At 61.7% G+C, this 20,250-nt stretch carries 17 protein-coding genes and 1 pseudogene; 5 read left to right on the top strand and 13 right to left on the bottom strand.

Annotated elements, in window-relative coordinates; translation table 11 throughout:
• Positions 1-332 precede the first annotated feature (332 nt).
• The 3 genes from tnpC to tnpA all read right to left on the bottom strand — a co-directional run bounded on the left by tnpC (position 333) and on the right by tnpA (position 2,837).
• A protein-coding gene (gene tnpC, locus BBJ66_RS18665) for an IS66 family transposase (RefSeq protein ID WP_237350495.1) occupies positions 333-2,023 on the bottom strand; the annotation gives its coding sequence in 2 pieces (ribosomal slippage) (positions 333-1,471 and positions 1,471-2,023; 1,692 coding nt in all).
• Positions 2,024-2,082: 59 nt separating this feature from the next.
• Positions 2,083-2,433: an IS66 family insertion sequence element accessory protein TnpB gene (gene tnpB / locus BBJ66_RS18660; protein ID WP_016737501.1), complete on the bottom strand. Its 351-nt coding sequence runs from the start codon at positions 2,431-2,433 to the stop codon at positions 2,083-2,085.
• Complete coding sequence (gene tnpA / locus BBJ66_RS35880) at positions 2,430-2,837, bottom strand: IS66-like element accessory protein TnpA (RefSeq protein ID WP_011053439.1); 408 nt, start codon at positions 2,835-2,837, stop codon at positions 2,430-2,432. Before tnpA ends, tnpB begins: the two co-directional genes overlap by 4 nt.
• On the opposite strand from tnpA, the gene BBJ66_RS18650 reads away from it, so the two are divergent.
• The 4 genes and pseudogenes from BBJ66_RS18650 (at position 2,809) to BBJ66_RS18640 (ending at position 5,241) form a co-directional block, all read left to right on the top strand.
• Entirely contained in the window at positions 2,809-3,099 is a 291-nt protein-coding gene (locus BBJ66_RS18650) for a hypothetical protein (RefSeq protein ID WP_008536527.1), read from the top strand. The genes tnpA and BBJ66_RS18650 overlap by 29 nt on opposite strands.
• A gap of 32 nt (positions 3,100-3,131) precedes the next feature.
• Positions 3,132-3,248, top strand: coding sequence for a transposase (locus tag BBJ66_RS34240; RefSeq protein WP_008536526.1), 117 nt, complete (start codon positions 3,132-3,134; stop codon positions 3,246-3,248).
• A gap of 86 nt (positions 3,249-3,334) precedes the next feature.
• Positions 3,335-3,482: pseudogene (locus tag BBJ66_RS35875) on the top strand (IS5/IS1182 family transposase); the annotation flags it as partial.
• Positions 3,483-4,311: 829 nt separating this feature from the next.
• The gene (locus tag BBJ66_RS18640; protein ID WP_008536525.1) at positions 4,312-5,241 is read left to right on the top strand and encodes a polyprenyl synthetase family protein; all 930 of its coding nucleotides are present in this window, start codon (positions 4,312-4,314) and stop codon (positions 5,239-5,241) included.
• 188 nt (positions 5,242-5,429) lie between these two features.
• On the opposite strand, the gene fni is transcribed toward BBJ66_RS18640, so the two are convergent.
• The 10 genes from fni to BBJ66_RS18595 all read right to left on the bottom strand — a co-directional run bounded on the left by fni (position 5,430) and on the right by BBJ66_RS18595 (position 17,368).
• Complete coding sequence (fni, locus tag BBJ66_RS18635; protein ID WP_185171564.1) at positions 5,430-6,617, bottom strand: type 2 isopentenyl-diphosphate Delta-isomerase; 1,188 nt, start codon at positions 6,615-6,617, stop codon at positions 5,430-5,432.
• Positions 6,583-7,485, bottom strand: a complete 903-nt coding sequence (locus tag BBJ66_RS18630) for a terpene synthase family protein (RefSeq protein WP_008536520.1) — start codon at positions 7,483-7,485, stop codon at positions 6,583-6,585. The genes fni and BBJ66_RS18630 overlap by 35 nt, the downstream gene beginning before the upstream one ends.
• Complete coding sequence (locus tag BBJ66_RS18625) at positions 7,482-9,035, bottom strand: hypothetical protein (RefSeq protein WP_012489559.1); 1,554 nt, start codon at positions 9,033-9,035, stop codon at positions 7,482-7,484. The genes BBJ66_RS18630 and BBJ66_RS18625 overlap by 4 nt, the downstream gene beginning before the upstream one ends.
• 773 nt (positions 9,036-9,808) lie before the next feature.
• Positions 9,809-11,152, bottom strand: a complete 1,344-nt coding sequence (locus tag BBJ66_RS18620) for a cytochrome P450 (RefSeq protein WP_011053442.1) — start codon at positions 11,150-11,152, stop codon at positions 9,809-9,811.
• A complete protein-coding gene (locus BBJ66_RS18615) occupies positions 11,152-11,994 on the bottom strand; it encodes an SDR family oxidoreductase (protein ID WP_008536513.1) in 843 nt (280 codons plus the stop codon). The genes BBJ66_RS18620 and BBJ66_RS18615 overlap by 1 nt, the downstream gene beginning before the upstream one ends.
• Positions 11,981-13,582, bottom strand: coding sequence for a cytochrome P450 (locus tag BBJ66_RS18610; protein ID WP_012489561.1), 1,602 nt, complete (start codon positions 13,580-13,582; stop codon positions 11,981-11,983). The genes BBJ66_RS18615 and BBJ66_RS18610 overlap by 14 nt, the downstream gene beginning before the upstream one ends.
• Positions 13,583-13,587: 5 nt before the next feature.
• Positions 13,588-14,868, bottom strand: coding sequence for a cytochrome P450 (locus tag BBJ66_RS18605; protein WP_049730597.1), 1,281 nt, complete (start codon positions 14,866-14,868; stop codon positions 13,588-13,590).
• Positions 14,869-14,936: 68 nt separating this feature from the next.
• Positions 14,937-15,116 (bottom strand): cytochrome P450, encoded by a 180-nt coding sequence (locus tag BBJ66_RS18600; protein WP_041684048.1) that lies wholly within the window; start codon positions 15,114-15,116, stop codon positions 14,937-14,939.
• Positions 15,117-16,695: 1,579 nt separating this feature from the next.
• Complete coding sequence (locus tag BBJ66_RS34235; RefSeq protein ID WP_010009890.1) at positions 16,696-16,866, bottom strand: CCE_0567 family metalloprotein; 171 nt, start codon at positions 16,864-16,866, stop codon at positions 16,696-16,698.
• Positions 16,867-16,930: 64 nt separating this feature from the next.
• Positions 16,931-17,368 (bottom strand): DUF3846 domain-containing protein, encoded by a 438-nt coding sequence (locus tag BBJ66_RS18595; protein ID WP_004673815.1) that lies wholly within the window; start codon positions 17,366-17,368, stop codon positions 16,931-16,933.
• 1,292 nt (positions 17,369-18,660) lie between these two features.
• Here BBJ66_RS18595 and BBJ66_RS18590 point away from each other — a divergent pair.
• Positions 18,661-19,365, top strand: coding sequence for a nitrogen fixation protein NifQ (locus BBJ66_RS18590; protein WP_010009888.1), 705 nt, complete (start codon positions 18,661-18,663; stop codon positions 19,363-19,365).
• Positions 19,366-20,250: the final 885 nt, after the last annotated feature.

Genomic DNA, 20,250 nt, shown 5'->3' with positions numbered 1-20,250 from the left:
TCACCATGCGCGTGCGCCAGCAACTGCTACGTACATTGATCGCCGACATTGTTGTCGATGTCGATGATGAGGTGCGCGACGTGGTGCTGACCATCCATTGGAAAGGCGGTCAGCATTCGGAGCTCAAGGTTCGCAAGCCCCAGACGGTTGAACACGGGTGCGCCACAACGGAAGATGCTTTGGCAGTGATGCGGAGCATGGCAGGACGCTGGTCCGATGAACATATCGCCGCGTCGCTCAATCGAATGGGAATGCCCACGGGGCAAGGAAAAACCTGGACTGCACACCGGGTCGCTTCAGTAAGGCGGGTCCGGGCCATTCACGCGTACAAATCAGCCGATAAAGAGGGCGAATGGCTGACCATGACAGAGGCGGCGGCGGTTTTGGGCGTGACCAACCACCGAATACGCCACCTGATCAAGACGAACGTGTTGTCTGCCGAGCAGGTGGTTCCCGGCGCGCCGTATCAAATCCGGGCCAGCAATCTGACTTCGGCAACCGTCCAAGCCGCGATAGCCCGAAAGGGCCGCCCGTGTCGCATTGCTGACACCGAGACGCTTCCAATGTTTACAGATACTTAAAGAGGGAGTGCACAATGACTCAGGTACGGCAACGCCGCGCAGGGCTCGTTCGGCGGCATTGTTCGTCAGACACAGTCTGCCGTCGTCGAGGAACCGGGCGAAGGCTTCCCAGCGACCCTCCTTCTCGAACATGTAGTTGATCGCCTCGGCGACGGGGTTGTGCTTCGACATTTGCCCGCGCTGGGCCATGAGCCAATCGTGCAGTTCTTCGACGAGCGGGCGAGCATGTTGCAGCCTCGCTGCGAGCCTATCCTCGGCAGGCATTCCGTTTATGCCGCGCTCGATGTCGAAGAGCGCGTCGATGCGGGCAACGGCCTCAAGCGCGACGGGCGATATCTCGTGGGCAGGTTTGCCCTTGCGCACGTTGCCGGCGATGTCAGCGAGTTCGAAGAATTTGCGCCGCGCGTGGCTCCAGCAAAGTGCGCTGATCACCAGCGCGGGGCGGCGGTCGGCACGATAGAGGTCGTTGTAGCCGCCATAGGCATCGGCTTGCAGGGTGCCGTGCCATCCGGCGAGATGCGTGTTGGGGTGGGTCTTCTCGCGATCGGGAGAGAAGTGGAAGAGTGCGGCGGGAGGCGCGCCGCCCGCGAAAGGGCGGTCATCGCGGACGTAAGTCCAGAGCCTCGCCTGCTTTGTTGCTCCCCTGGCCAGAAGCGGCACGGTGGTGTCGTCACCATGCAGCCGCTCGGCGGCCAGAACATGGGCACGGATCAGGTCATGGATCGGCTGCAGGGCCGTCGTGCAGGCTCCGACCTGATCGGCCAGTGTGGAGAGACTGAGAGCGACGCCTTCCCTGGCGTAGCGCTCAGCCTGGCGGTTCAATGGCTGATGTTGGCCGAACTTCTCGAACAGGATCGTCGCCAGCAGGTGCGGTCCTGCCCATCCCCGCGTGTCGCATGGAAAGGGGCCGGTGGCTGGCTGATCTTCTCGCAGTCCCGGCAGGTGAACTTCTCGCGCACCGTCTGGATCACCTTCCACTGGCGCGGAATGATCTCCAGCGTCTCGGTGATGTCTTCGCCCATCTTCACGATGCGGTGCGAGCCGCAGCAGGTGCAGGTCGACGGGGCATCGATGACCAGGCGCTCGCGCGGCAGGTGCTCGGGAAACGGCTTGCGGGCCGGCCGGCGGCGTTCGAAAGCGGAGACATTTGTGATTCTCGTCGCCACGCGTTCCGCAGCGATCTCGTCTTCGGTGGCGTCGGCTTCAAGTTCTTCGAGCTGCAATTCCATTTGCTCGATCAGCCGGGCGCGGCGCTCCGAGCTCTGGCCGTACTGCTCGCGACGTATCTTGGCGATCTCGAGCTTGAGATGCCGGATCATCGCCTCAGACGTCGTCACGACCGCGCGCACCTGTGCGAGGTCGGCCTCGGCAGAGGCGGCACGCGCTTCCGATGCCGCAAGCGCGGCGCGCAGTCTGGCTATCTCCGAAGCAGCATCATCCATGGCCGAAAGCTACCATGCCGCATGCCGAAAGCCCAACAAAAACAGAGGAATGCAGGCGGTCAGCCTGCCTTCGAAGGCCGCTGCGTCCAGCGCGGGTTGCGCCAGTCGATCCCTTCCAGGAGATAGCCGAGCTGCGCCGACGATACAGGCACGGCGGAGCCATTCTGGCTGACCGGCCAGATGAACTTTCCAGCTTCCAGCCGCTTCAGGTAAAGCGACATGCCGACGCCGTCATGCCAGAGGACCTTGATCAGGTCACCCTTGCGACCCCGGAAGCAGAAGACTTCGCCGCCATGAGGATCGCGGCCAAGACCTTGCTGAACCTTCAGCGCCAGGCTGTTCATGCCGCAACGCATGTCCGTCACCCCGCCCGCGATCCACACCTTTACCCCCGCGGGAAACGCGATCATGACCCATCCACGACGGGCAACAGGCGGGCAAGAATGGTCGGATCAAGCGAGGCTGGGATCGTCAGCCGTCGGCCATTCGGCAGGCCGATCTCGATCGTCATGTCGTCTTCAAATCGCGGCCGTGAGGCTACCTCGCAAGATGCCGCCGCCGGTGGCGAAATCGTAAGTGGCACGAAGCCCGTTGTAGCGGAACTGCTCAGAAGACCACTACGGTATTCCCGACGCCAACGGGTCAACAATGACCGTGACAATCCATATCGCCGCGCCGTCACCGAGCCTTTCCGAAAGCCTTGTAGACTTTCCTCGACGATCCGAACCTTCTCTTCGTCCGACCAATCCCGTCGGCGACCAAGATCGTCGACGGACAAGACCTCAATGGGGGAAATGATTGTAGCGCATGACATAAGGCATGGACTTAAAGCCAATCAGCAAGTCAGGACAGACGGCCTTCGCCGGATGGGTACGTACAAGACCGCCTACTTCCTGCTGCAGAAGCTCCGGGAGGCAGCCGACCTTCGCCGTGATGCGATCAAGCTGCACGGTACGGTGCAGATCGACGGCAAGTATGTGGGCGGCGTCCTCCGCAAGGTGACAAGAAGGAAGAGCGCAAGGACGGGCGCAAGAAGGAAAATCAGAACGGCAAGCGTATGTGAGTTCTGGCGCTGAGGGAGGCCAACCGCCATGCACCGAACAGAACGGTGACGCGGGTGATCCTGGACGAGAACGGCAAGGATGCATGGGCGGCCGTCGCCAAGCATGTGGAGCCGAAGGCGCTCCTGATCGCTGACGAACACAAGGCGCAACCAGGGCTTTGAAAGAAAGCGCTGTATAGATCCACCTGCTCCGCCCTTTTAGTCCGCTAGCAAAAGGCGGTAGGGGACCGACTTTTCGAAGCGGTTTCCTGCCGGCCGACAAGGGCTACGGCAGCGCTGAAATCCTCGCCAAGCCGGTCGAGTGTAAGGCTTCGGCAACATCGCGCCGAAGAACAACTGGAAGGCTCAGTCGTCTTCTCACGCTGGGTCTATCGGCAGCGTAACCTCGTGAAACGTCAAAAGCATCGGTTCGATCGTAATTGACGCAAAGCTGACAGTCGTGTGCGATCGCGCACATTGACAGGCTGGCATGATGCAAGCGCCGACGTGCATTGTGACCTCAACCCAAATCACTCCAATGCTGGGTTGGCCTTCGGACGGATCGCTCGCAAGGTTGACGCTGTTCAAATACTAGGCGGATGGCACAATCCGCGACTCCCGACACACGGTGAGCACCGGAAGACGCCTTCTGTCGCCATTGAAACATTCACTAACAATGATCTGGTGGCACACCAATTGCTTGTAGGAGCCCAGATCTCTGCCAGCAATGGTTCCGGTCCAAGCTCCAGTGGCTACTATCGACGATGACCAACACCTTTAGATGTAAGGCCCATCTTCGCCCATGTCGTACCGTACGAACGGAGCTCGTCAGCGATCATCACGCGCGGCGGCGTGCAGCCGATCCAAAGAGCTTTGTCACCAGCCACTGCTCAGCGCGGGAGCCTCTTCAGCTTTGGACCAAGACGTTGAGAGCGATGCCATTCTGGCCGACAGCGCCGCCGGAGCCAATGTTCTTCGCGCGCGATCGAAGTAACCGACGTTCAGATGTCAGGTCGCCACGAATGAGACTGCTTCAAGGGATTCCAGTGGGAGATCGCCTTGCCGAGTTAAGGCTCCCACTGGCACACGGTTTCATTGGTCACGCCGGTGCCGCATGTTGGCCGCCGCAATCCGCTAAACTTAACGGTGCCTTAGAACCTGAAGAGACACAGCGAAATCGGCCTTTTGTTTGGCACCGGTTGGACTAGGCCCGTTTTCGTTTTCGTCTCAAAAGTGGAGATGCGATATGATTTCGAATCACCAAGCCGACGTGGTTGGCGATAGCGACAAGCTCATCGAGCAAGCGCTGCGAGCTGCCATGGATACTGCTCTAAGTCCGGCTGCGCCGGCTCACCTGCGTGGAGCGCTGGACGCGGCAGTGTTTCCAGGGGGCTCCCGGATGCGCCCCAAGCTCTGCTTGAAAGTCTCCTATGTGTGCGGCGAAAAAGATCCTGAGCTGGCGACAAGAGCCGCGGCAGCAATTGAATTGCTGCACTGTGCCTCGTTGGTGCATGACGACTTGCCTTGCTTCGATAACGCGGCGCTACGCCGCGGCAGACCAACGGTGCACCGGCTTTTCGGAGAGCCTATCGCCGTTTTGACCGGCGATGCCTTGATTGTGATGGCTTTCAAATACCTCAGCTTGCAGGCTGCGCTAACACCTGAGTTGGGCGCGCGCATGATCGAGGTGGTTGCGGAGGCGGTCGGCCCCAGTCACGGACTGATCGCCGGACAGTCGATGGAGGCAATGACGCACGTCCCAATCGACCGCTATCACCATTACAAGACCGGCTCCCTCTTTGTCGCGGCGGCCACTTGCGGTGCCCTGGCAAGTGGTGCAGATCCGGCCCCATGGTCTAAGGTGGGGGAATTGCTCGGGCACGCGTATCAGATCGCCGACGACATCGCAGATACAGTCGGCCGCGCAGAAGTGCTTGGCAAATTGCCTGCCGTGGACACGCAGCTGAATCGACCCAGTATCGTTCGCGGCCAAGGATTGGACAGCGCAGCCGCCAGATTTTATGCGTATCTCGAACAGATAGGTGACACCATTCCTGCCAGCCCTCAAAAACGGTCCTTCGTTGACTGGCTTAATCATGCACTTTGCAAAGGCGTGGCTGGACCGGGAAAAGCCGGTCTGATTCAACAAACGGCGCTGGATTGCGCGCCTTTGTAAGCCCGAGTTACGGTACGCATAACCTAGCCGGCGGCATCATTACCGCTTCATCGTCAACAGCTGCTTCATGAACATTTCGTTCCCTGCATCGAACCGCTGGGCCAAGGTGGATTAGAGGTCTAGCTTTAGCGTTAACGGTTTTTGCAACCAGCTTGGAGGGCCGGCCGACAGAGCGGGCGACGCCGGCATCATCCGACTGGCGGATGCGCGGAGGGCAACAAGTGCGCGGAGGGCAACAAGCGCGCCTGGCGCAACGTCGCCAGATCAGGTGAGCCGGTGCAAAAGCAGGCGACGGCCAACTGGCGGATGACGACCTCGAAATGCGCAACGACCGCTTCGGTCGATACCGTAGCCGCCGGCAGCACGCCGGCTGCCTGCCCGGCAATGTCCGCACCCAGGCGAATGGCCTTGGCCACGTCGACGCCGTCGCGGATCCCGCCGGACGCGATAAGCTTCACCGTTGGCAGTGCCCGACGGACCGCCTGCAAGCTGGCCGGTGTCGGGATCCCCCAATCGGCAAACGCCATCGCCACTGCACGGCCGGCGGCATCGCGGGCGCGCTCGCCCTCCACCGCGGCCCAACTGGTGCCGCCGGCTCCGGCGACATCAATCACCTCAACACCCGCCTCGACGAGCGCGCAGGCCACCGAGGCGGACAGGCCCCACCCGACTTCTTTGGCCACGATCGGCACGCCCACGCTACGCGCGGCGCGAGCCACCTGCGCCAGTACGCCGTGCCAGTCGCGGTCGCCATCCGGCTGTAGCACTTCCTGCAGCGGATTGAGATGGACGATCAGCCCATCAGCCTCCAGCGCATCGACAGCCCGGCGCGCCAGATCAAGGCCGTCGGCCTCGCGCAGTTGCGCAGCGCCGATATTGGCCAGCAAGGGAATGTCAGGCGCCAGGCGGCGTAGGGCGCGCGTCAGCCCCTGGGAATTGCGCGATTGGAGGCTCACGCGCTGCGAACCGACGCACATGGCGATCCCCAAGGCTTGCGCCGCCTCGCTCAGGTGCCGATTGATGGCCTTTGCGCGTGGCATTCCGCCGGTCATGGAACTGATCAGCAGCGGCGCACGTATGGGCTTGCCTAACAGCGATGTGCGCAGTTCGATCTGCGTCAGGTCCAGCTCGGGCAGTGCGCAGTGTTCGAACCGGATTTGCTCCCAGCCGGCAGCGACCGTGGCTGGCGCCGTTCGCCGATCCAGCACGAGGTCCAGATGGTCGTCCTTGCGCCGGGTCAGGGCGTCGTCGCACCCGCTCGCTCGATCCGCCGTATTGGGCGTTGGCGTTGCGTCGGATCGGACCGAGGGCGCCGCGCGCACGCCGCCGCCTCCCGCGCGTTCACGCCGGCGCACGCTGGCCTCCCCCCGCCGCATCGTTGCCGTAGCGGCTGATCGAGGTCTGGTAGTACTTCGCGCGAATGACCGCCATGGCCTCGATTAACGGTCCCCATGGTGCAGGAAAGCGTTCTTTCACCATCACTCGGTGCAGCATGCGCGCATGGCCGACCAGCTCGTCGTTGAGGAAATCCTCCACAGGCATAGCCGGATAACGCTGCAGGAGCAGGATGGCAGCGTTGTCGGCTTCTCCCGCCGCCCTATCCTTGGCGCATCCATGCAGATCGTTCTGCAGGCGCCCTATCGTGGAGATGAGCCGCAGCACCTGGCGAAACGCCGGACGCGCGCGCAGGGTCGCCATGTCCAGCCCCCATAGCAACGACAGGCAACAGAACACGTTCGCGTAGGCGATCGAATCGATGGAATTGTGCAAGTATTCGGCGTACGACCAGCGTTCAGCCCCCGCCGCCTGCGCGGGTCCGGCGCGCAGCGCCGCGCAGTAGCACCGGGTATCGTTTAGAAGCTCAGTATAGTCGCGCCTATCGTAGGCGAGCGCGGCCAGGGAAGCGCGCAGCACAGCGCAGCCCTCGAAACCGGGGACCGCGCATGGCACGCCCTGCCCCAGCGCCTGCTCCACCGCGGCCAGCTGCTCCGGCGCGATCAGGCCAAGGTCGTTGCAATCGTCGAGCCAAAACAGTAGCGCCAACTCGCGATAAAACGCCACGATCAGCTTTTCGTCCTGCGGATCTCGGCCGGTGCGGGCGCTGATATCGTGCAAGCTCGGTTGGATACACTGCAGGATGTACTGTCCGCCCCTAACTGCTTCTACGGCATGCTCGTCGGCGAATCCGGTCAGGGAACGCCCCCACTCCAGTACTTGCTGCAGCGCGCTTTCCGTCGGGATCATTGCGCCATTCCTCCTGCTCCCTCGGTCGGGATGCGCCGCCCCCAACGAAGAGCCAGCCACAAGCCGGCGAGTTCGATCACGCGCACGACCCGGGTCGGGCAATACAATTCCTTGCCGATCCACAGCGGCGTCTGCGGCAATTCATGCGCCTCATGGCGAGCGAGCATCCACTCCAGCGCGCGCGCGACCGCCAGCGCGATGCGGGCGCGCCCTGTCGGCTCTTCGCGCCCATCCATCACGTGCAACGCGAACAGCGCATAGGCGGTTTCCTCAAATGTTGACGCGCGACCCGCGCCCCAGCCGCCGTCGTCGCGCTGCGCCTGCAACAGCGCCGCCAGCGCGCGCTCGTCGCGCCACTGGGGCGCGCCTTGCGCGAGCGCAGCGATTGCATGCGCGGTGGGATACAGCCACGAAACATGCCATTTGTCATTGTCCCATAGACCGTCCGCGTTGCGATTGGCCTCAAGGTAAGCGCTGGTACCGGCGGTGGGCTTTCCCAACAGTCTGAACGCATGCAGGGCGTGGATGTTGGTCGACACCGAGGCATTGCGCTCGCCGGGGAAGGTAACGAACAGCCCGCCGATTTCGAAGTGGCGCAACGCGTTGGCAGCCGGGTTGCGTCCTGCTAGGTGCAGGATGCACAACGCAACAGCAGTGTCGTCCGCATCGGCCGCGAAGTGCAAGGCCGGACCCAGACCGCGCACGCCCAGACAGGCATCGAGCTGCGCGACGATCACGCGCACCGCCTCGGCGAGCGCGGGATGCGAAAACAACCCGGCCAGATGCAGAGTGTACAGCGACCAGCATGGCTCGAACACGTTGATCGGCCAGACGCTGGGAACGACACCTTCGATGCCGCTGCGCGCCGCGCGCGATGCGGCCTGAAGATACCTGTCGGCACGCTCGACCTGTGGCGCGCTCGCCTGTGTGAGGGCGTGCGCACGCCACGCGGCGGTTGCCGCCGGGCTGATGCCGATGCTGCCGTCGTCGTCCAGGCATGCCGTGGTCGGCGACGTCCCCCAGGCTTCCCAGGAGTGCAACAACGGATGGCCGCTCGGCAGCGGTCCCACCGTCCCCAACTTAACCAGGCACGCTTGCCGCAACGGCAACAGCGCCGGGTAGCGCGGAAACACCACGTCGCCCACCAAGGATGTGGCCTCGCCGGAGATCTGCGGCAGGATCAGCTCCGCGCCTACCGGCGCGTCTTCCGGCACCGCATCCGCGTAGGGATCCGGCTGGCGCTCGAGGAACCGCGTTGCAGCCTGAACTGCGTCCGCAGCGCCGGGAAGAGGATCGGCACGCCGCAATGCAAGCAACGCCGCCCACGTGGGTACATGGCGGAACAGTGGGAAGTCAGCACTTCCCCACCCGCCATCGGCCTGTTGCTGCGCCATGAGCCACGCGTATCCGTTCTGCCGACCGGTGACGTTGCCGCTGAACTGCAAAACGCGCGCCGTGTCGTAAACGGACGGACTCACGCTGCCGCCATCGCGCGTCTCGTTCAGCAAGTGGCGCAATTCAGAAAGGATCTGTTCGGACAGCGCACTCATGCGGGATGTTCCCTCTGCAGGCAGTTGACGAGAAGCGCGGCGAAGCGCACCTATGCTGGCGGCGGTCCGCGGTGGGCAACCGCTCCGATCTGCGCCGTGGAATCGAACACAATGTAGCATCTAGCGGTGCCGCCGGCCGATCGCAGCGGTACGGCGGCGCCTCCGTGCGGACCGGCGCCAATGCGCACGGCGCGTGCTTGAACAGATACCCTTTTGGCCCGCTGCACGGCCTGCGCCAACCGCTCCGCACGCGGGCGCAGCGAGGTGATGGCTTCCTCGGCCTCTGGCCATAGGCCCGGCACTGACTGGGGCGCTGCATGCAGCTTCGTGATCGGCACGCCGGTTGCTTTCTTCTCCGCCGCATGCTTGCCGGGGGCTTGCCCAGCGTCGCGTCATCCGCTGGCGTGTCATCCTCGACCACCTACAATACAAGGCCGAAACAGGCGCGATAGCGATCCAGTGCGCGGTACAGAGTAAAGCGCGGCATCCTCCGCGACGGCGCATAGCGCGCCAATGCCTATGGACGCGCGCACCGGCAATCCGCCGCACGCCTGCGCGCCCGATCCGCCGAACGGGGAAACGCCAGTTCGGTCGTCGTTTAGCGTGGAACCCTTCTGCATGTTGTTCATCTCCTTCTACCTGACAGAGAATGCCGCGGCGAGCGGCGAGCCGCCGCGGTGCTGCCGGCGTCGCACCGCGCGCGCGCGCCGAGTGCAGCAATGCCGCCCATCGTCGTCGCCGCTGCCTCTTGACACGGGGCAGAGGATCCCAGCTCATGAGAATCCGATGCGGACTGTCATGGACGGATGTGCGGTCGGGTAATAGCGCCGGCCTTTTTCGACGCCGCTCATCAATCGCGGCCGCACCCCGGCCTCCTGCATGGTCAATGCCAAGGCGATGCTGAACTGCACCAGCTCCAGCCATACAAGGTGATAGCCCATGCAGACGTGTGGGCCGGCACCGAACTGCAGCATGTCCACCGGCCGGATCGGCTCCGTGCGTTGCAGCCACCGCCCCAGACGGAACTGATCGGGCGCTTCGTGCAGCAGCGGCGAGGTCGAGAAATGCAGTAGTGGGATGCACAAATGAGTGCCCGAAGGAATGCGCCGCTGGCCGAGTTGTAATTCCTGCATCGCGCGACGCGGTACGAGCGAGGAAGCCGGATGCATTCGTAGCGTCTCCCGAAACAGCGCCTCTGCGACCGGACATTGCGCCAGGTCCTCGTGCCCGGTCGGCACCGCGCCCACGCGTTGCGCCTCTTCGACCAGGGCGTCCCACAGCTCTGGATGCTGCGCCAGCTCGATCACCATCCAGGCTATCGTCGAGGCGGAGGTCTCGTGGCCGGCAAGCAGCAGCAAGCGGATATTGGCGACCAGGACGTCATCGGAGAGCGCGCCATCGCTGCAATCGAAGGCGCTCACCATGTCGTTGATCAACCCGGTGCGCGCGGCGCGCGCGCGCGCGTCCCGGATGAACTGGCGCGACTGCGCGTCGATCCAATCGCGGGCGGCGCGGCCGCGTCGCAAGGGCATCCCCGGCAGGTCGATCGGGGGCGCGACCATCAATTGTAGCAGTTGCCGGTACTTGCGATGCCACTCCGACAGGTCTTGGGCGGGGATGCCCATGAGACTGAAGGTGAGTTTGAGCATCAGGTTGCGGGTGTCTGGCAGGATAGCGACTTCACCGCGGTCGCGCCACGCCTTGACCTGAGCCCTAATAATTGGTTCGAACAGCTCGCCAATGCCGGCCTCGGTCAGACCCCTCGGCAGAAACGCCGCTTTTATCCCATCGCGCGCCTGCCGGTGCGCGCTACCGTCCAAAGTGACCAACGTTCCGCCAAGGATGTCGGGCGCCATCTCTTCGATCAGTGCCGAGGACACTTCCTTGTGCCGGAGCAATGCGAGCGCATCTGGATCCAGGCATGTCATCAGGTGTCCGGCCGGGCCGAAGTCCAGCCAGAAGTGGCTGCCTAGGGTCCTTTCCGCGCGCCGCAGCAGGCGCGGCAGATCGCAGACGATGGCGGGAAGATGCCCGACCAGGGGGAAAGCGCCAGGCATGACCGGGATGTCGTCCCGTAGCCGGCGCCAGCGGTTCAGCGGGTTGAGCAGCATGTCCATCACCAATGCGACGCTGCGGCTGCTTCGGCGGCGTCACCGGCCGGCCGAGCCGCGCTGTTGCCACCGTCTGCGTAGGTTGGAACATGCGCCAACATGCCGCCGTCGATGCACACCACCTGGCCGGTGATGAACGCAGCCTCCTCCGAGAGCAGGAACGCGACCAGCGCGGCTACGTCCTCGGGGCGGCCGACGTGCGGCAGGAGCTGGTGCCGGTGTAGATGCCGTTGCATGCACTCGTCCAGCTTGGCGAAGAGACGTTCGGTCATGACAAGACCTGGCGCAACCGCGTTGCAGCGGATCTTCGCGTGTCCGTATTGGGTGGCAAGCGAGGCCGACAGCATGTTCATTGCGGCCTTCGACGCGGCGTATGACGTCAGTGCGGTGTCGCCGCTGAGCCCTTGGCACGATGACATGTTCACGATCGCGCCACCACCACGGCCGATCATTTGTGGGATGGCCTGCCGGCAGCAAAGGAGCGTGCCGCGCAAATTGGTCGCCATGGTCTGGTCCCAGACCGCCACGTCCAGGTCGAGGATCGCGCGGTCGTGCGGAGTCAAATGCATGGCGCTCGCATTGTTCACAAGCACGTCGACCCCACCGAAGCGCCGCTTCGCCGTTTTGAACAGCTCTGCCACCGCCTGCGCATCTGCGATGTCCATGGCCACGGCCAGCGCTTGGCCCGCTTCGGCTGCGATCTGTGCGGTGCAGGCGATGGCAGCGGGGCCATCAATGTCGGCCACCACCACTCTGCCGCCCTCGCGCGCGATGGCGAGGGCGCATGCCTTGCCGATCCCGGCGCCGGCGCCGGTCACCACGGCCACCTTGCCTTTAAATCGTTCCATCATGTTCTCCTGGATTGCGTAGGTCTTTCGCTGCATGTCGCTCAGCGTCTGCCGGAGAGGGCGTAGGGCCGGGGTTGGTGCAATGGTCATCGCCGGCTTCGCTTTCGATCACCCGAATGGCCGCGACCGGGCACTGGCTGGCTGCTAGGCGCACGGCGGCGTGCAGCGCCTGCGGGACCGTCGCCATGCACACTTCCGCCACGCCGTCCGGCTCGCGCTGACGAAAGGTGCCCGGCAGCGTCAACACGCACTGACCAGTGGTTCCGCACAGGTCCTGGTCGACCACGACGCGAACCTCAGCCGCCGCCTGCGCGTGCAGCCGCACCGGCAGCGCGCGGAACGTCCTAAGGAACGCTGAGGGCTCCCGGGTCGGCTGCTCGGCCAAGGCCAACGTGGGGAAGCGAGCCTGGATCTGCGGCAGGCTCTCGGCCAGTTGCACCCTGGCGAGTTGAGCACCTAGGCAGAAGTGGATGCCGTGGCCGAAGCTCAGCATAATCTTTCCGTCGCTCGACGTGCCAGGCCTGGTGCCGTAGAACCGCACCGGATCGAAGCGGTCGGGATCAGCGAAAGCGTTCGGGTCGCGATTGCCGGCCGCGATCAGCACGCGCACGTCCGCGTCCTTCGGGATCACCACGCCATGCAGTTCGATGTCGCGCTGGGCGATACGCGGAATGGAGCTGAACATGGCGGGCGCCTCGCAGCGCAGTACTTCTTCTACAAATGCCTCCACCCCTGCGGCGTCTCCCTGCAGCCAGTGCCGCTCCTCGGGGTAGGCCAGCATCGCCAGCACCGCATGGTCGATAGTCGCAGCAGTGGTGGCGAAGCCGCCCAGCAACATGCCCCACAGCATGCTGATCAACTCCGCGTCCGAGAGCGTATCGGCGTCGTCGGTGTGTGCGCCGACCAGTGTCGACACGATGTCGCGGCGGGGATCGGCGCGCTTGCGCAGTATGAGGTCGCCGAAATAGGCCTTCACCCTGGCGCTGGCCACGTCCGCCGCGGCGAGCTGTGGATCGCTGGCGTGCGGGCTCAGGCCTTCTAGAATGGCGCTGACGATCGCTGAGAGCTCGAAAACGTCGTCTTGGGGCATGCCGAACAATTCAGCGAAGACAAGCATGGGCAAGGCCAGTGCGAATTCCCGATGCAGGTCCACCGCCTCTCCTCGCTCCAGTGCGGGCGCCATGCCATCCAGGCGAGCTGCGACGATGCGCGCGATGCTCGGCCGCAGGTTGTCGATCTGGCCCACGGTGAAATCGCGCGAAATCAGCCGGCGCAGACGCGTATGCGTCGGTGGTTCCTTCATGGCTAGCGTAGACGCCAGCAGATTGAGCGACAGGCTGCTCGCCGCACGCGGGAAATAGCGCGCCAGTTCGGATGGCGCCGGCCCCCGAAACGCATCGCCCGTAGCCTTGAACGCCCAGTAGATGTCGGCGTGGCGGCTCAACAGAAAGAGGCCCGACGCCGCGCGGTGCACCGGATCGTGCTCTCGCAACCACCGCATGAACGGGTACGGGTCTTGGATGCATGCTGGCGACGCCAGCTCGGCGAAGGCGTCGTGGCATGCTGCCGTGGTGTCTTGCACGTCCATCTTGATTACCTGTCGAGTGGCTGATCTGACCGGTGCGCGCCAGGCGCCGCCAAATGAGAAGATTGCGATGCCGGGGGGCGTCCGCACCAGAGCACCGGCATCTCCTCGAACCCGCCGGTGATGATCTCCTTGCGCAACTTCAGTTCTTCGGGCGCCACGGCCAGGCGCAACGCGGGAAAGCGCTGGAAGATCGAACCGAATATGGCCTTCAGTTCCAGCCTCGCCAGCGCCGCCCCGATGCAATTGTGCTGCCCGTAGGAGAACGCCAGGTGGGGATTTGCGTCGCGTCCGATGTCGAAGACTTCCGGGTCTTTGAAATGGCACGGATCAAACGAGGTCGCCGGCAGGCCGACCAGTACTTTGCTCTCCGCGGGTATATGCACGCCCGCGATGGTAACGTCGGTCCGGGGATAGCGCATGATGCCGTCCCACCCCGCGCCAGGCGAATACATGCGCAGTATTTCTTCCACCGCCTTGTCAACCAGGGAAGGATCGCGGACCAGGCGTTCGCGCTGTTGCGGATGGCGAAACATGGCCAGCAGGCCGAATTCGATCTGCGCGACGGTGCTCTCGTGCCCCGCCACCAGCACGCCCGCCGCGAGGCCGATCGCCTCTTCCTCGGTCGCTTTGCCCTGGTCGACCGCGGCTAGCAGATCCGTCAGCAGGTTATCGCCCGGATCCTGTCGCTTGCCCCGTATTTTGCCGTGGATGTAGGCGCGGAGCTCTTCCCAGGCCAGGCCGGACGCGCTGCGCGGGCCGCTTTCATGCTGGTGCGTCATCACCTCGTCGGAGAGCCCTGCGAAAAAGGCGTGTTCCTCGAAGGGCACGCCCATCAGCGCGCTGATTACCTTGGCCGGAAGCGGAAAGGAGAGATGGCGTCGCAAGTCTGCGGGCTGGGGCTGAACCGCCAGCGTATCGAACAACTGCACGGTGATCGCCTCGACCTGCTGCGTAAGCAGCTTCACCCTGCTGTTGCTGAAGGCCGGCGCCACGATCGTGCGTAACCGAGCATGCTCGTCCCCTTCGTGCGAGACCAGCCATCCCGGCGAACCGAGAATGACCGAATCTGGGGTGAAATCCGCCGGAGGCATTCCCGCGGGCCGGAATGCCGCGTCAGACAGCACCGCCTTGGCCTCGTCATAGCCTGTCACCCACCAGCATTCGTGCCCGGACGGAAGGCGCACGCGGTGGATCGGACCCTTGGCGCGTAGCGCCAACATCTCGGGCGAGGGCTCGATGTGATCGACCCGCCACATCGGCAGCGTCGGCAAGGATTGTTCGGACATGGTGACGCTTCACTCTTTAAGCCCGGAAGGGGCGGAAGATGACGGGCAGACTGCGGGCAGCAAATGAGTTAAGACAGCGTGTAGACGACGTCCTCCGCGGCGATTGCCAGCGCCAGATCCTCCGGCCGCACGAACGGCGGGGGGAAGGCACTTCCCAATTTCAGGCGCGAGCGCGTAGCGCCCACGCACAGATGCGGCCCCTGGCCGAGCGGCAGGTGCGGGTTTTGCAGCCGGTTGAAATCGAACATGTCGGTAACGCCATAGGTCGGCCGACCGTAGGAATTGGCGCAGCAGGTTCGACCCCACCCGCCCACCGACCCGTCCGCAAACATAACTTCCAAACCAGTCCCCCACCCCCGGCTTCCCGCCTGGCTCAAGGTCCGCCGCTTTGGCTGTACCGCTCGCGACGTGTGTGGCTCGCAAACGAAGAACTCTAGATCGCATCCAACACTCCTCACATTTTCCCGGCGCACAACCGAGCCACTATCGTTGCCACAGCAAACCATCGGACCTCACGGGACGCGAACAGCGACGCGCCGCCCGAAGACCATCGCGCTGCGATTGGCGACATACCGTGACCAGAGCAAATCGCGTGCCGAAGTGAATTCGTGGGCTCAGCAGGCATTTCGTAGCAGCGCGTAGTGTCAAGCTCCCGCCATTCAGTCTCAATGCCGACAACCGCGGAGTACATGTCTGACAAAAGCCTGCTCTAACGCCGGTCTGCGTCCGACAGTCGGCGACCTGCATGGGATGCCCCGAGGCGAGCTTTCGTGCAACAATCCACGCCATCTTCGACGTCGAAGTTGCCCCGCCAGTTTTCGTCCCATGGGCGGGAACGTCGTCGACTGCGCCGCCGCGTTAAAAGCGCCGGCTTTGGGCAAATCTGACTGGACCCGCCTCGAGCCTCCGGTAATAAAGTTTGCGGAGCTTATTTCCGCCAGATGCAAGTTCCGAGCTTGCAGTCATCTCGTTGACGTTGTTCTCAATGTTTCCACCCCCGCGCTTACCGAGACGGTCGAGCTTCTCGATCGGCGTAGGTCCAAAAGGCAACGGGAAACGATCAAATTTCGAGGCATGTTCTCTTCCGGAAACATGTCATCTAATCAGAAGCGGCGGTCGGCAGCAGTCGCCTTAGTCGGAGGCCTTCTAAACCAGACGATGCCCGATCCATGCCGAAGATGAAGCAATCGGGAGACCAATGCAGCATCTCATGGACCGCCGCACCGTGGTGAAGAAAGCGGCCCTCGGTTGCTGGAGGTTGTTGAATAGTTCCATGACATCGAATTGAGCTTACGCCTGATGAAATCGGTCAATACCTACACCGCTAAGGGGTGCGCCGTTTACGCCTTGGGTCAAGCTTGGGGACGTTGGACTGCTCTGTTTTATCGCGATCACGTTTTTGTGGCTGGTCTGCCTGCCGAGTTCCTGAATGTATCGATCTGTCGCTCTCGCGCGTGGGCCGGAAGGACATAAATAGCAGGCTCAAGAAATAAACGACCTGAAGGAAAACCGAAGCCGCTAAGGTTACGGCGAACGCTTTGAAGATGGAAAGCGAGGCGGCGTAGGCCGAAACAGCGCTGGTGCACGTGACCAGCAGCAGGATGCAAAAAAAGGTTCTAAAGGGCAAGGTCTTGCTCCCGTTCGTTCGTCCAATGTTTCAACTGCGTCGACGCCGACGATTTCGCCCGGTTCGTCTACGCTATGAACGTGCATGACTTCGCCGAGAGCAGGCGTTGAAACAGCGTCTGCAAGCAAAGCGGGTTGCGCCGTCGACAGCGATCAACTACTTCGGCATTCAGCTGGTGCCATAGGTTGCCAAAAGCCGGGTCAGCGCGAACACGCCAAAATGGCGACTTTTTCCTTCGCGGCTTCCAAATCGGCAAATGCACTGAACGTCTTCCGCCCTTCAGTGTTGACCTTTGTCCAGTTGAACGGGAGGCCTTCGGCAACGTAGTGAACGCCGCTTTGAGGCGTCAGCTTTCCGTTTCTCGAGCCCATGTCGGCACGCTCGCGGACTCTGAGCGAATCGGCGCGACCTGGATCCTATCATTCGTCATTGCGCTCATAGGAGCACCGGGGAGCGGCGATCAATACGCACTTGCAGGCTTTCCAGTGCGCCCGCAACGATGAGGCCCTTGTTCGCCACTCGGTCCATCGGAGCAAACACAGGATCAAGCACCGGCCGGCAACATTCAAAACGTCGCGCGGCTTCCGTCATCGTTATTGACGGTGAACGATAAGGTTTACTACCGTCGCCTCCCAAAAGCGCTATCTGCCCGGCAAGAGGGATCGGGTACCCGTCAAAGATAGTGAAGGCGGTTAACCCAACTCGCAAAGCTTCTTCCCCAACAAATAGCGAGTGCATGTCGTCGAAGCGGATCATCTGAATAAGATCACTGCCAATTAAACCGGAGATCGATGCAATGCTGTTGCGATCAGGGAGCTCAGCGGCGCGAAAGATCGCACTTTCCGGCTCCAACAGATACACAAAATTTTCCATATCCTTGCCTTCTAAATTCTTGAAAAGAGCCCGTGCCCAGCTGCTTTTGACTGGAGCGAAAGCGACTCGTGCATCAACTCGGGATAGCGACAACGCGCGGCAATATGCAGATTTCAGCGTGCTGTGTAAATGGTCCTGCGCCAATTCGGTTCGGTTCAGTTCAAGTCACGCTCCGGACGTGTCGCTCAAGTGTCGCCCATCTGGTTGAATTTATTGAGATATTTGAATACGCGTGGTTTTATTCCGGCCCGCCCCCATACCAATTCCGCGCCAAACATGTACGCGACGATGTTGGACCATACCAGCAGCCGCGCAGTGGACTAAGGCGAGTTCAGCAATCGAACGCGGCGGCCATCGGCGTCGCCGCTCGTATGGCTCGACATTTGTCCCAAATTTGCGGAACGGGATCCCGACCTTGGGCAGGCTATGCAAACGGGTGCGTGTTCCAAGTTTGACGAGAGCTGTACGCTGTACGAATACCCCGGCAGAATTGGAAATCATCTCCCATGCTGCAGACGCGAGAAGCTGACGAGTGGAGCTTCTATCAAGGCACCCCTTACGACGCTGAAAGCAGAAAGAAAATTTGCAATCGGCAAGTTCCATCCGAGCATCACGACATTTGGCTAGCGCAACCGGGGCAACAGCCGCGCTCACTGTTGGCTGACTTAAAGTGTGCTGAGTGCCGCGGTCGCGAGTTCGCGCTCGGTCCCCAGGCGTTTTTGGTGCCGCGTTTTTAGTGCTATTCAAAACGCGGATGACGGCATCCAATCAATCTATTTTTCCTGATTAGCGACCTTGGTGCATGACCAAAGCGTCTAACCAAACAAGGTGATCGCGACGTCAGCGGAGAACGTAAAAAAATGCAATAGATAGGAAGCGGCAGATTTTATTGCGTATCCCGGAGAGATACTGCCGCCGCCATGTTGCTCGCTATGGCGGCGGCCCTCGGAGTGTGGCGAACAGGCCCGGTCTCCAACTACTCTGAGGACTAACGAAGAGACATATGATAACTCTCATCGACGGCTAAGGCGTCGTTGCGCAGCAGTTGATCTTCGATTTTCCCTCAGATTGCCGCACTCAGACTGCTCAATCGGCGCCGCAGATTGAAAGCCTGCGTTTGTCCGTTTGACGACAGCGGGAGGCGGGATCGCCTCCCGCTGCACAGGCGATCGAGTGATTGAAAAGCCGGCTTCAATTGTCACTTGCTCAAGTTGGCACAACCTTTGAATGTTCGCCTTCCGGGGACCAAAGCAGCCAACTGAATTCGATTATTGGAGAAAGCGACGAAGCGCATGCCAAATGTGCATCACATCGGGGTCTTGACGGTAGCGGTACCAACTGTGGACGCCGCACGTCAAACCGGCATAGCCGTCGACCACTGCGACGATTGCCAAACACTCTATTTCAGCCGACCATGCCAGATGGGTCTCAAGTTATTTGATGACTATGTGCTCTTCCGCTTTTTTTCGCGCGCACTTGAAGAAATTGAGATGGGGATTGCCACCGCGACCGAGGCAACCGGCCTTTCGCTTAGGGAGCTGCGGGATACAACCCGCAGTTTCCCGGCAAGGCTTATCCGCGCCTTTGCCCTGCAAGAGGCGAGTGATTGCGTGCCTGATGCGGAGGAGCAACTGTTGCGCGACATGCTCCTAGCGCATGTGCGGCCAGGCGACCCTGAGGGCGTGCGTTTTGCTAAGATCATTGCGCGACGTTCCATGCGTGAAGACCACCTCTGGCGGGATCTCGGCTTGCATGACAAAGCCGAACTTAGGAGATTGCTGTTCGCGCATTTTCCGGCGCTGGCGGCAGGCAACACCAGCAACATGAGGTGGAAAAAATATTTCTACCGCAAGATTTGCGAAGCTGAAGGCTTTTTCCTTTGTAGCGCTCCCAGCTGCAAGGAATGCGGCGATTTTAATGAATGCTTTCTCCCTGAGGAAAGCGGAAGTCTTTCTGGAGCGGCAGAGTTCGTCGGGCGCGAGATCTTGAAAACGTAAAGGCCACAGATGCAATCTTGGCGGGCTTGTCCGGCGACGTTGAACCGATACGGGGGATTATTGCTCCCGATGTTGCGACTGTGCGGGCACGCGCAAATGCCACTTTCCTAAATATGAGCGGTGATGTCGTCGTCGGATAATGATCATCGGTCCATTCTATAGCGCCTACTAAAATTGCCTTAAGCTCTTCGCCATATTCGACTACGCGATCTACAATTTGTCGGAGCTGAGCGTGCGGCCGGAAAAAGCATCCGCGACTAGCGCTTTAACTTGATAGCTCGCTCACGATCTTTGCTGTAGCCTTCGAGCATTTCCTCCAGAATTTGGCCCGCTGACGATCGAAACCGGCTCCGTTGTCAATCTCGCCAATGGCGGAACAATCCGGGCCTGCAAGACTGCAGCTGCCAAGCTGTCGGCATTCCTCCTATTTGTTCATGGAGACAGCATAACAGCGAGCTTGTTGTAAGGGACAATCTCTACTGTGCCTTCATATGCGTTCTGCTGATCATCCGGCCTTAATTCCGACGCGCGGTGCGAAGCCGATCGGCCGTCAATGCGGTACCGATCTGTTTGGCTCTACGACTTGCCACACTACTTCTGTCCCTCGCCTGAGATGTAAGGATACGGACGAGATTTGTTGATCTTTGACGCAAGCGATTTCCAACCGACAAGACCTCGCAGCCGCTTCGTCCAGTTTGGCGGTTTCGAGACAAGAGTTTGTCGATCCCGCCTTCGAAAGTTTGGAATTAAATAGCTGAAGATCAGCAAAACAACTGTTTTATATGCTGCTGCCCACATGGCACGGGTTTTGAAGATTGCCATGCGAGGCGGCGCGAGCTGCCTGCCTTTTACTCAGCGATGGATGGAACGAAAGAAGGAAGGCGA

It is taken from the genome of Rhizobium sp. RSm-3 (genome assembly GCF_001854685.1).
GTDB lineage: Bacteria > Pseudomonadota > Alphaproteobacteria > Rhizobiales > Rhizobiaceae > Rhizobium > Rhizobium ecuadorense.
The sequence above is the reverse complement of the archived record's forward strand: the minus strand, read 5'-3'. Positions and strand labels throughout refer to the sequence as shown.

Coding starts and splice junctions, on each gene's coding strand:
- BBJ66_RS18630 (WP_008536520.1), bottom strand. CDS start 7,485: ATGATCCCGACGGAAAGCGCGCTGCAGCAAGTACTGGAGTGGGGGCGT.
- BBJ66_RS18650 (WP_008536527.1), top strand. CDS start 2,809: ATGGGGGAAATGATTGTAGCGCATGACATAAGGCATGGACTTAAAGCC.
- BBJ66_RS18615 (WP_008536513.1), bottom strand. CDS start 11,994: ATGGAACGATTTAAAGGCAAGGTGGCCGTGGTGACCGGCGCCGGCGCC.
- BBJ66_RS18590 (WP_010009888.1), top strand. CDS start 18,661: ATGCCAAATGTGCATCACATCGGGGTCTTGACGGTAGCGGTACCAACT.
- BBJ66_RS18620 (WP_011053442.1), bottom strand. CDS start 11,152: ATGGACATGCTGCTCAACCCGCTGAACCGCTGGCGCCGGCTACGGGAC.
- BBJ66_RS34235 (WP_010009890.1), bottom strand. CDS start 16,866: ATGGGCTCGAGAAACGGAAAGCTGACGCCTCAAAGCGGCGTTCACTAC.
- BBJ66_RS18600 (WP_041684048.1), bottom strand. CDS start 15,116: ATGTTCGATTTCAACCGGCTGCAAAACCCGCACCTGCCGCTCGGCCAG.
- BBJ66_RS18640 (WP_008536525.1), top strand. CDS start 4,312: ATGATTTCGAATCACCAAGCCGACGTGGTTGGCGATAGCGACAAGCTC.
- BBJ66_RS18605 (WP_049730597.1), bottom strand. CDS start 14,868: ATGTCCGAACAATCCTTGCCGACGCTGCCGATGTGGCGGGTCGATCAC.
- BBJ66_RS18610 (WP_012489561.1), bottom strand. CDS start 13,582: ATGGACGTGCAAGACACCACGGCAGCATGCCACGACGCCTTCGCCGAG.
- fni (WP_185171564.1), bottom strand. CDS start 6,617: ATGCGGCGGGGGGAGGCCAGCGTGCGCCGGCGTGAACGCGCGGGAGGC.
- BBJ66_RS18625 (WP_012489559.1), bottom strand. CDS start 9,035: ATGAGTGCGCTGTCCGAACAGATCCTTTCTGAATTGCGCCACTTGCTG.
- BBJ66_RS18595 (WP_004673815.1), bottom strand. CDS start 17,368: ATGGAAAATTTTGTGTATCTGTTGGAGCCGGAAAGTGCGATCTTTCGC.
- tnpA (WP_011053439.1), bottom strand. CDS start 2,837: ATGTCATGCGCTACAATCATTTCCCCCATTGAGGTCTTGTCCGTCGAC.
- tnpB (WP_016737501.1), bottom strand. CDS start 2,433: ATGATCGCGTTTCCCGCGGGGGTAAAGGTGTGGATCGCGGGCGGGGTG.